Consider the following 11,099-nt stretch of genomic DNA (forward strand, 5'->3'; position numbering starts at 1 on the left):
CAGAGTGATCTAAAAAAAACTTTCCAATAAGTCATATTGTAAATAGCATTGTTTTTATGTGATATTTATTACGACTCTAACAGGATTACTTTATAATGATGCGTTTTTATAGATGTCTGCCAATTGATTAGCAGTTTGCTTCCAAGAAAACTGCTTTACGCGTTTTAACCCATATTTCTGTTGTTGCTGGTACAATGTATTATCTGTTTCCAAGCATAACAATGCTTGAGCTATCTCTTTTGGTTTATAGGGATCAATCGTTAATGCTCCCGGTCCTGCAACTTCGGGCATGGATGAAGTGTTGCTTGTAATGACAGGTGTACCACATGCCATAGCTTCTAACATGGGGATTCCAAAGCTTTCTCGTAATGATGGATAAAGAAAAACAAAAGCTGCATTGTAGAGAGTTGCCAAGTCATGATTATTTATGTATCCTGGATAGTAAAGATGTGATTTTATATCAGTGATATTTTCTTGTTGTAGTAAACTATTTATGTATTCTTCTTGCAAATCTGCAATAAGTAATGGACGTTTAATCTCGGACTGATGTAAATAGGTACTATATGCTTTTAAGGTACGTGCGGCATTTTTTTTAGGGTCTGTATTACCCAGAAAAAAAAGAAAGTCTTTTTCTGGGATATATTTACGAACAATGTTCATATCTATTTCTTGTTGATAGAAGTGCCTACTATACCCATTGTATACAGCTGTAATGCATTCTGATGGTATATTTAAAGCCTGACGAATACGATCACACTCAAAATAAGATACAGTAATAATCTTTTTACATTTCCCTAAAATGCGTGGAACAACTAAACGGCGATAATACCAACCCATCTCTTGATAAAGGGATGGGCTTCGATGTTGGCGGGGTTCTAAATAAATGATGTCGTGCAATGTCAACACTAACGGTACTGAACACCGTATAGGAGCTGTGTTTGATGTACAGTGCAAAAGATCAACTCCTAATTGTTTTACTATTCGGGGAAGCCCTACTTGTTCCCAGAGGGGATAAGTAGGGCATTTGAGTTCAATAATTGAAAGATTAGCACTATTTTCTATGCAGCGATCTTCACCTGGGGCGACAATAACATAATACTCATTACCGTCATTCCGTTTTTGTAGTTCACGTATGGTTTCTAAGGCTACAAAATCCATTCCATGTTTATTGAGACGAAAAATACGTTGGGCCTCGATTGCTATTTTCATATATCTTTTTTTCTTCTTTCTGTTTTTTTCTTTCTTTTGCCACCTCCAAATAATCTTGTTATGTGGCTGAATATAGATGCGAATACTAAAATAGGAAGAGCCCATATTGCTTTTTTGAAACGCTTGTTTATTTCGCCATCCGGTAATGCCATTAAAAAAGTGATACCGATAATACCAAGTAGTATGTACCATTTGAAACTAAGGGTCCAATCAAGCAATGTAATTCCAACGGCACATAGGCCAATAAGGGCTATTAATAGAAAGCGAGATGGCATCAACCATTGGAATAATTTAAGAGCATAATCCCATTCGCCTCTTAACAATGTTATTGGCAATTTTCTTAAAGCAAAAATAGTACTGCTATATTGTGAACGAAGCCAACTGATTCGTTGCGCTTCATATCCATTAGCACTTTCTTCTTTTTTACTGTAGCATACGACTTCTTCTAGATATTCTGTATAGATATTTTGTTGCAATAGGGCAGTTTCCATAGCTTTACTTAAATCTGCTCCTTTTAGTGTAGGTGCTATTTCATGGAACATTGTAAAATCAAATGCCATAGCTGAGCCTATAAGTGCTGATGAAAATCCCATACGGGTGTGGGCTTTACGGAAGATGTTATTATTGATTTCTTCACTGGTAGCATTCAATACGGCAATACTGGTAGTGAGATTTTCCGTCATGCGATGTGCTTGTATTGCATCACAACCTGAGTAGTATGCATTGTTGAAATAATCTAAAGCACTAGGAACAATACGGTTGTCAGAATTAAAAATAACAACCATATCATATTCTTCTGGAGAATATCGTTCCATAACTTGTTGTATAGCATATACTTTAGTACAATGCTCCTTATCTGGAACAACAATATTAACCGGCATTTGTAGCAGAGTGACAAGATCTTCTTCTGGTAGCTGTGTTGCTGCAACTGCAATGCTATATTTATCACGTGGGTATAACTGAGTATCCAAAAAATGATTAATAGAATTAATTACTTCTTTACCATTACGTAATACCGTAAATAAAACAAGAAAACGATATTGCACTTTTGCTGGTGGATAAGGGTTCTTGTATCTGCTTAACGAGAAAAGAGCACATATAAAAAGGTATAATACCGGAATAGCTAATATTAAATATAAAACAGCATCAGCTATTTGCAAGGCATTGTTGTTTTCGTCTACCCACCAATCGGGATTGAACATGGAAAAGATATCGCTCATAATGATATTATATTACTTAAGTTTTTATTTGAATTTTGTTTACTAATTTTTTTATCTATATAGATGCCATTCATAACAAACGCTAAAGATGCAACTATTACGAAGTTTGTTGGGGGTTGCCCCATTCCCTCTCCTACATATCCATTAATCCACATTCCAAAGACTCCACATGTCAAAGCCGCAAGTGTATGCATTAATTCTCTGTTTTGGATACGAAACATGACTATATAGCAACATCGTAATAATACAATGCTATATATTATAAGTTGAAGAACTAAGCCTACAATACCGGTTTGTATCCATATACTTACATAGTACGAGTCTGGTGGAAGTGTACCTTGAGTGTAACTACCGTCTTTGGCAGGCCATAACTTAGGAATATCTTCTCCTAATCCTACACCTAATGGAAGAGTTTTCAGATATTCAGCGATCTGTTCTCTATTCTCTATACGAACGTTATATGAAGCATCTTGTGTGGGTTGGAAAGCTGTTCTCATACGGCGTATAAATGAATTTCCATTTCCTATATTAGTAAATGCAAAAAATACGAATAAAAATAGTCCAATAATTGCAGAAGTAGTCATGACCTTTATGCTTTTACAGAGTAGACAATATAAGGCTATTCCTCCAAGGGGAACTATTATTGCACCACGTGTACCTGACATCAATAGACCTATTAACCCCATTAAAGCTATACTTCTATAAAACCATGCTAGCCATTTTTGACTAGTATGAAATCCTGCAATAGAATAAACAATAGTAATAATTCCCATATGTGGGCCAAAGTTTCCTGCATCGGAGAAAAATGAGAAATAGCGAATCCCACTATGTAATATATGAGTAGTAGCACCTCCATTGATAAGCCATATCCTTTCTGCATGGTCAAAACCAACATATCTCTGATACAATAATTTTAGGAAAGCTGTGATCGTAAAAATTCCCCAGACGATTAGCCCTCTTTTTAGCATTTTAGGACTATCTAATAGTAAACAGGAAACAATATATAATGTGAAAGTTCCTAAAATCCAGTTGCGGATTCCTGTAGTAATACCTTCTGAATGGATTCCAGGATTAATAAATTGAATTAAAATGAACAATATCCAAATACAGTAAGTAACAGTTAGTACATTTATTGCATTGGAAACTTTTATATCAGACTTTTTGCGAATAGTGATAAACAAGATTGATATAAACATATAGAACAATAACATGTCTAAACCTACGCTTAGTCCTTCTTTGCGACTATAACGCATGATAACCATGAAATAATATGCATAAGTGGCATATAATAAATAACCGAAGCGAGGATTTTGAAGTCCATATATGAGTATAATACTTGCTAAAGGACAACTAGTAATCGCAGCTGCCATTATTAGGTTTTGAGTAATGATGGCATAAGTGAGAGCTACCAATCCCACAATAAGCAAAAAATAAAGTAATGCTTTGGGAGGCAATTCACGTATCGGATATTGATTGTTATATGTCATTCTTTTTTTATTCAAATGATATATGTTTATTTCACCGCTGCTTTTTGAGAAGTTAGACCTAATTGTGCTAATCGATTAAAGAATGAATGAATTGGCATTTTAGGAGGCAGTTCACCTGTAAACGATTCTACAACATCACGATCTGCATTATTCAAATAAAGCAGAAATGGAGTGCTTTTTAAAGCTTCTTTTATGGGATCAAGTGTAGCATCATCACTATTTCTCCACAAACGGCATGCATTAGCTATTAATAAATTAGCATCAGCCTTTTGAAGTACAGGCAAAGGCAGGGATGCGTCTTTGATAGCTGGATATTCTACTAAAATAATATCAGGTATTTGTTCGGCTTCATTAAGTTGCCAAAAATCAGAAAGCTGCTCGGCTTGTACATAGCTTTTGCTTTCTGCTTCAAAGTCTAAATCATGACGTACTAAACGTACTTGGAGTCCTTCTGATTGCCAATGCTCTATGAAATATTTGGCTAAGAATGACTTTCCTTCTCGTGGATTAATACTTAGTAAACTTACGACTGTAGGTTGTCCAGAATTCATGTATTTATTCAATTGGCGACAACTATAAGCGGCAGCAATTCGATTACAAGCTTTGAGGAAACCACGATATTTTAAATTACTGATACCATTGAAAGCTGCAACAACAGGTAAACCAGTGAGACGTTTACTACGGTAGGGGTCACGTAATGTACGATCGAGTAATTCGATAAGGAGGAAATAAGTGATGATGAACACTATAGTACCTACGAATGCAACAAGAATATAAAGTAAGCGTTTACGACCATTATCCGTTAATGGATAATCAGGAGGAGCTACAGTTTGCAAGTTACTAGTGCTCATCTCAATGTTTTTCAAACGGAGGTTTGCATCTGCCAATCCTTTGAGTTGTGTACGATAATTATCTTCAGCAATATCAATAGCACGTTGTTTGCGGTTCACTTGCGTACCAATGGGAGACATGTGACTATATTGGCTAAAAATATCTTCTTGGCGTTTTAATAATACTTGTAATTCGGCTTTTGCTTTTGCTTCATTGACGCAAGCTGCTAACCACTCACTTACCATACTTTCAATGCCGACTCCTTCTTTAGTGAAATTGAATTCATTGAGATTGTCCGAAATATGGCTGATATTATCTTCTGCTTTTTTAAGTGCTTCTCTCTCTTTCTGTAATTTTCCATCAGCTTGCTGACGCTTATCGGAGGTAAATATCTCTTGCTCCATAATGCTTTGGTTCAGCGTGCTAACTTTGTTTAGTTCTTGTAGCAAATTTGTGTTACTACGAATAATTTGAGCACGTATATCCATCTTTTCATCAAGCATATCACGTAAAGCTACAGCTCCTTGGTATACACGTTCTGCTTCTTCTAAGCGATCTTCTACTTCGTATCGGGTAAATGCTAAAGCTTTAGTTTCTTCTGGATAATTAATAACTCGTTCTTGTACGTTGTAATTCATTAAATCGTCTTCTTCCTTATTTAATGCTATTTTGGCAAGTCGTACTTGTTCTTGAAAATAGGCGATTACATCGTTGGTTGATTTAAAACGAAGTATTTCGTAGGTTTTTATTAACTCATCAATTAAGATACTTACTGTTTTTTGAGTGATACCTGGATCGGCAGAGGTGTACATGATTTCAAGTATATCACTATTCCCCGCACGTTTTATATTAATGCTTTCTAAGGCTGTTGCACTATAAAATGCAACTGGACGATTGAACATAGCATATATAAAATTATTACTTTTTTCTTTCCGATATGTAATAAGGTTAGCTAATGTTTTCTCAACATCTTTTCGATCTACTAAGGTCAGTACTTCTTTCGGAGTCATTTGCAATAGTTGGCGATAATGCTTGGCTTGAATATATTGATTGTCCTTCCATTCTTCACCATAAGTGAGTGAATTTGCTAATAAACGGATAGAAACTTTTTCCAATGTTCCCCGAGATTTAGCTATATTGATAAGATTATCAAAAGTGCTGGTTACCACTGCAAAGTTGATGGCAGAACCATCAAGTGAAGTCGAACTGGTGATACCAGCATATAAACTACTTTTCACAGTATAGCTATATGGAAGGAACTGAGTAAAGTAAATAACTAAACCTGTAACAAAAAGCGTTCCCCACAACAGCCAATAACGGATGCGGTAAAGAAACTGTGATATGAATCGCATTATATCCATAAGGTATTTACTTATCTTTGATTATTTTTACATTAGTCAGCATTTCTAACAAAACAATGGAGTTATGTAAAGTTACGCGACTTTGTTCATAATTTGTGACTGCACCAGTACGTCGGGCACGTTCCAATGAAAGCGAAATTATATTTATTTTTCCTTGTATAAAGTCATTTTCTGATATTTTCATCTGTGCATTATATAGTGCCGCTGTTTCAGCTTTAGCTTTAATGGTAGCTAATTGCTCTGTTACAGCATTATATGCTTCTAATACTTTCAGTTTACGTTCTTCCATTACTTCGTCTTGTGTATATTGTAGTTGCTCAATGTTATAGCGATAGTTTTTTAGTTTTAATGGGCGATTAAATAGGTCACCTAGACCTATACTAACGGTAGCTCCTAAATTGAAAGTATGGCGTGTGCCAACATTTGTCGATTGGTACCAATCAACGAGAGTTTCACTATTTTCATTTAAGCTATTGAAACGGCCAAATGCGTAACTGCCATTTAAGCGAAAATAGTTCCACCAATTACGCTTTTCAATGCGATACTCATTTTTTTGTTGTTCCACTTGCGATTGTGCTCGTTTTACTGTGGCATTTTCTGTTACAGCATCTAAAAAAACCGACAATGGAGGTAATTCTAATTTCTCAATTTCAAGTGGGACTTCTTTCCCTGTCTGCATCACAGTTACTGTTTCCCATCGTGCATCTTCCATCTTTAAACGCTCTAAAGCTTTTATACGTTCTTCACGCGTCATCGTTTGCTCTTGAGCAGTAATGGCTGTTGGAAAAGCAAACAATCCCGAAAGAATAGCGCTCCAATAAATGAGTGTAATATATCTTCTTATCATTTTTTTTATTTGCTATCTATGGTTAATATTGCAATTATACATTCTCTTTCTGTACAAACGCCGTCAGCGTCTTAAAGATAATCTTCATATCCAGCCAGAATGAGAAATCTCTTGCATACTTAATATCCAACTGTTTTCTCTCTTCTGCCGACATCTTACCGGCACCGCCCCGTTTCTCAACCTGCCATAACCCCGTCAAACCAGCCGGAGCCATAAAACGGTCTATGTAGGCATCACTGGTTAATAACTCAGCTTCATAGAGTGGGAGAGGGCGGTTACCTACAATACTCATATCACCTTTCAGAATATTAAAAAGCTGTGGCAACTCATCAATACTGTATTTGCGAATAAACCGTCCGACACGAGTAACGCGCGGATCATTTTCAATCTTGACGAATGCATTCTGTTGTGTTTTCTCTTTCTTTTTGATGAAATCTTCTTCGGAGATCACGAAATCATCCGAAATCAACAGGTTTTCTTCTTCGTCCGGTGTCCCGACAAGGTCGTCAAAGCGGATTTCCGGATCTTCATCAGAACTCTCTACTTCTTCAATCTGATATTGATTAAGTGCATTCAACTCCTTCAGCCGTTTGTCTGCGTTAGTGTACATGGAACGGAATTTTAGGAAATTGAAAATCTGATAATTGGAGCCTACACGTTGCGACTTATAAATGACTTTTCCTTTGCTCTCTGCACGGACAGCAATAGCTGTTCCTATCAGCAATGGTGAAAGAATGATAACAGCAGTACCGGCAAATAGAATGTCGAATGTGCGTTTCCACATAGGAAGACGGAATGTATTCAACACTTTGCGATGTGTTTCGCTGAATTCTTTCAGTTTACTATCCTTACGTGCCCTGAGATAAGCATTCATACTTTGGATGCTATCTTCCTCGGCATGCGGCGGAAGCGTATTGTTGACGCCTGCCTGGAGGTAAGCTTTTCGATTTTCGGGTTTTAACACTTCTGTTATGAGGGTTATGTAAACCCGGGGATAACGCTTTCGTAAATAAGAAAGCTCTATACAGTCTGATTCTGGAGTTTCTGTCTGTTCGTAAAGGATAGATATGTTATATCGCTCACGAATACCATCAATGACTTTAGCCGCTTTCTGTGGAGAAGAGACGGCAACAAACATTCCTCCTGTTACTTTGCTCAGGTGGTCGATGATAACCCGTTTATTACCAATATATATGTAATATAACATAATGCCTTTACGTAGATTAATTACTTAATTATAGAAATTTCTTTAAACGTACTTTCAATTCCATGGGGTTGAAAGGCTTCAGAATATAATCGACCGCTCCTTCTTCGAGCAGGCGGATACGCTCGGTAGTGCTCTCTTCGCTGGAAAGCATCATAACGGGAATGTGCTTGAACAACTCATTACTTTTGAGGTAATGAAGAAATTCCGAACCAGTCATTTTGGGCATACGGATATCGGATATAATCAAGTCGGGCTCATTACCTTCGTGTAACCACTCGATAGCTTTCAAAGGATCTTCGCAATATGCAAGATCATACTCTTTACCTAAATACATAGAAAGCACTTTGCCTATGGAGGCTTTATCATCTACTAATAATATTTGTTTCATTATTGTAATTTATAATATTCTATACCTGTTATTTGTTATATGATTATTTTATCTGTAAACATTCTTTTCGTTAGGATCGAGATGCCATTTTTCAGTATCGGGCGTGCGGTTTTGAGCCCAATCCAAAAACTTGGGGTATGCGCAATCGTCACCCTTTAGCGTACTGATGTTGATACTTTCTCTCGGATAACGGAAATTGGGCACACAAATAGCCCATGTATTGTTACCTGCTAAGTCAAGATTTTCTTTCTGTACGGTTCCTCCTTTGGTGGCGCCATAATCCCAGAATTCGTAAAGATGCACTTCCATACGTTGCTGCATACTTCTGAACTTATAAGCAATGAAGAAATCCAAATTGTCTTTAGAGATAACCGGAGACTCGTGCTGGTAGGCATTGCTCTGTTCAATCTTTATCTTGTATGTATAGGTGGGAGCTGTAGCGATACCCGTATTGACCATGGTACCGGGAGCAACGCCGAATACGCCATGTACATTTCCGAAGAGAGGAATCACCATGCCATCTTCAAAGCTGATATTGTCTAACATAGAACCGGATAGGGTGTTTTGGAATCGGTTTACATCTCCTTCGTAACTGATACTTGCAACGGCAGCTCTATCCACATTTATCAATCGCAAACCAGCTCCGATAGTCTTAGTCGCTCCGGCTGCCACGAGTGTGACATCAATGTGTGTGGTCGTTATCTTATTGTCGCGGCCACGGTCATGATTGATGGATACGTCCAAAACTACGTCGTTGAAGTCATAGTCGCCTACCAAGGGGAAGTTGTCTTCGAAGACGTAGGTATAGGGCATTAATTCGGGTTCTTCTCCCGGATCGCCTTCTCCCGGAGTATTGCCTTCACCGGTGCATCTGCCTTCGGGGATATATTTAGGAGCCTCTCCGGGTTTGCATGCAACTGCGTTACCATTTCCTTTTTTCCCGTTTCCTCCTGCAGTGCCGTTCAGGCAGCAGTACTCAAAATTCCATGTAGCGTCTCGACCTCCGCCTTTATATTCGCAGTACACATTATTGATCACATAACCTTGGGTTACTTCGCTTTGCCAGCTTCCGGTCCAGTTAGCCTGTTGTATATTATTAAGTTTCAGCAATGCATAGCTGTTCGGGGCGGTCGGACCGGTGATGCTGCAATTATTGAACCATGAGTTATTCTCTACTTTGATCATAGAGTTATCGTTCAGGTTGATATAGTCTGAAGCGTGCAGGTGTTCACATTTGATGAATGCTCCTTGCCCCAATGTGATGCCATAGGAAGTCAGATCACCGTCAACTTCGATTTTGCAACTGTTTTCCAGCAAGGGTCCCCTGTCATTTTTTTCGTCTCCTATCTGGTCGGCTTCCAGATCCCCATGGTTGACAAAGAGACTTCCGGTAGAGGGACCATATAACTTTTTAACGTCGATTTCACCATAATTGAAGAAGGTACCGCCATTATTATTGATACCGTCAATGTCGATGTCTCCGGCATTGTAGTTGGTTCCGCCATTGGAGAATTCTATCCATCCGTTGCCGGATATTTTTCCACGGGTATCCTCCGCCTCATCGTTTTCGTGTTCTTGATAAGCGGTACCCAGAACTGTGAGTGAAGCGGTATTTGTAAATTTAAGAGCCGGAGTATTTTCGCTACCGGATTTTAATTTGATTTCACCTTTGGAGGCTACTATGATTTCAAGTCCCTGGTTGATGGTCTGGGAGGAGGGAATTTCCCATTTGGCCTCCGGCGCAATAATCAGTTTGAGAGTACTGGCTGCGGGAGTAGGGGTACCTCCATGGTTGATACTGCCTTCATAGGTGGATGTTATTTTAAAAATGTTTTTATTGGCTATGTCGGTGTCCATATCTTGGCCGGTATATTCGACTGCTTTGGAAAGCATTGTCTCTATTTCTTTATCAGTGTATGGACGGGACATTGCGGATATGCTGAAATTGCCTTCACTCCTGGTGGATGGGGAAAAGGAACGTGTCAGCGTCTGGCTACCGAACGATGTGGTCAGACGGTTGTTGGTTATGGCTACGGGTTTGAATATCCTTCGATCGGCCTCGTCGGTACGCGATACATAAAGCGTGGAAAGCACAGTCGGACAATCAATTGCGGTATGGAAAGAAAATTCCTGATTGGCGGTTCCTCTTGCCAGTAAGTGAGGTATGGTGTCGGTAGAATAGGGGTTGCGATCGAAGATTTCTACAGTATAATCTACTCCATAATCTTCGTAGACAGAGATGTCTATCGTAACCTGCCTGGTCATTTTCCAGTCCATATCGGGATCGATGTTTTTTACCGGAAATTTATCTTCGTAAGTTGCTTTTACTTTTTCGGGATCGAATGCATTTTTTTCACAACTACCCAACAAAGCACACGATAGAATCAGTGCAGCTACCAGAATCTGATTTGTCTTGAACTTCTTTCCCATGACTTGTTTGTTTTGTTTGGTTAATAACAAAAATACGGACTATTAAGATAATAACAGCTTTTATAAGCTTTAAAAAGATATTTTGTTAATGTCTTTTAACTATATAGCAAGGCATTTGA

General features: G+C 38.1%; 8 protein-coding genes. All 8 read right to left on the reverse strand.

Translation table 11 applies throughout. From position 1 onward, the window contains the following. Window positions 1–90: 90 nt before the first annotated feature. From VYM24_RS17055 to VYM24_RS17090, 8 genes are read right to left on the reverse strand one after another with little or no spacing between them, the layout of a single operon-like run. Window positions 91–1,209 carry a glycosyltransferase family 4 protein gene (locus tag VYM24_RS17055; protein ID WP_330940467.1) on the reverse strand — a complete coding sequence of 373 codons (1,119 nt, stop codon included), beginning with the start codon at window positions 1,207–1,209 and terminating at the stop codon, window positions 91–93. Further along, entirely contained in the window at window positions 1,206–2,429 is a 1,224-nt protein-coding gene (locus tag VYM24_RS17060) for a glycosyltransferase family 2 protein (protein WP_262908069.1), read from the reverse strand. Before VYM24_RS17060 ends, VYM24_RS17055 begins: the two co-directional genes overlap by 4 nt. Further along, window positions 2,426–3,916 (reverse strand): O-antigen ligase family protein, encoded by a 1,491-nt coding sequence (locus VYM24_RS17065; protein ID WP_227071064.1) that lies wholly within the window; start codon window positions 3,914–3,916, stop codon window positions 2,426–2,428. Before VYM24_RS17065 ends, VYM24_RS17060 begins: the two co-directional genes overlap by 4 nt. Window positions 3,917–3,942: 26 nt before the next feature. Beyond that, the gene (locus VYM24_RS17070; RefSeq protein ID WP_227071063.1) at window positions 3,943–6,108 is read right to left on the reverse strand and encodes a GumC family protein; all 2,166 of its coding nucleotides are present in this window, start codon (window positions 6,106–6,108) and stop codon (window positions 3,943–3,945) included. A 7-nt stretch (window positions 6,109–6,115) separates the two neighbouring features. Then, window positions 6,116–6,955 carry a TolC family protein gene (locus VYM24_RS17075; protein ID WP_330940468.1) on the reverse strand — a complete coding sequence of 280 codons (840 nt, stop codon included), beginning with the start codon at window positions 6,953–6,955 and terminating at the stop codon, window positions 6,116–6,118. A 34-nt stretch (window positions 6,956–6,989) separates the two neighbouring features. After that, window positions 6,990–8,162, reverse strand: a complete 1,173-nt coding sequence (locus VYM24_RS17080; RefSeq protein WP_227071061.1) for a sugar transferase — start codon at window positions 8,160–8,162, stop codon at window positions 6,990–6,992. 28 nt (window positions 8,163–8,190) lie between these two features. Continuing rightward, the gene (locus VYM24_RS17085) at window positions 8,191–8,550 is read right to left on the reverse strand and encodes a response regulator (protein WP_007218657.1); all 360 of its coding nucleotides are present in this window, start codon (window positions 8,548–8,550) and stop codon (window positions 8,191–8,193) included. A gap of 48 nt (window positions 8,551–8,598) precedes the next feature. Next, on the reverse strand, window positions 8,599–10,980 hold the full coding sequence (locus VYM24_RS17090) for an LruC domain-containing protein (protein WP_330940469.1): 2,382 nt from the start codon (window positions 10,978–10,980) through the stop codon (window positions 8,599–8,601). Window positions 10,981–11,099 lie beyond the last annotated feature (119 nt).

The sequence above is a fragment of the Bacteroides sp. MSB163 genome (assembly GCF_036416795.1).
GTDB lineage: Bacteria > Bacteroidota > Bacteroidia > Bacteroidales > Bacteroidaceae > Bacteroides > Bacteroides maternus.

Bases quoted from the DNA above. Each gene is read 5' to 3' on its own strand.
- VYM24_RS17055 (WP_330940467.1), bottom strand. From the start codon at position 1,209: ATGAAAATAGCAATCGAGGCCCAACGTATTTTTCGTCTCAATAAACAT.
- VYM24_RS17060 (WP_262908069.1), bottom strand. From the start codon at position 2,429: ATGAGCGATATCTTTTCCATGTTCAATCCCGATTGGTGGGTAGACGAA.
- VYM24_RS17065 (WP_227071064.1), bottom strand. From the start codon at position 3,916: ATGACATATAACAATCAATATCCGATACGTGAATTGCCTCCCAAAGCA.
- VYM24_RS17070 (WP_227071063.1), bottom strand. From the start codon at position 6,108: ATGGATATAATGCGATTCATATCACAGTTTCTTTACCGCATCCGTTAT.
- VYM24_RS17075 (WP_330940468.1), bottom strand. From the start codon at position 6,955: ATGATAAGAAGATATATTACACTCATTTATTGGAGCGCTATTCTTTCG.
- VYM24_RS17080 (WP_227071061.1), bottom strand. From the start codon at position 8,162: ATGTTATATTACATATATATTGGTAATAAACGGGTTATCATCGACCAC.
- VYM24_RS17085 (WP_007218657.1), bottom strand. From the start codon at position 8,550: ATGAAACAAATATTATTAGTAGATGATAAAGCCTCCATAGGCAAAGTG.
- VYM24_RS17090 (WP_330940469.1), bottom strand. From the start codon at position 10,980: ATGGGAAAGAAGTTCAAGACAAATCAGATTCTGGTAGCTGCACTGATT.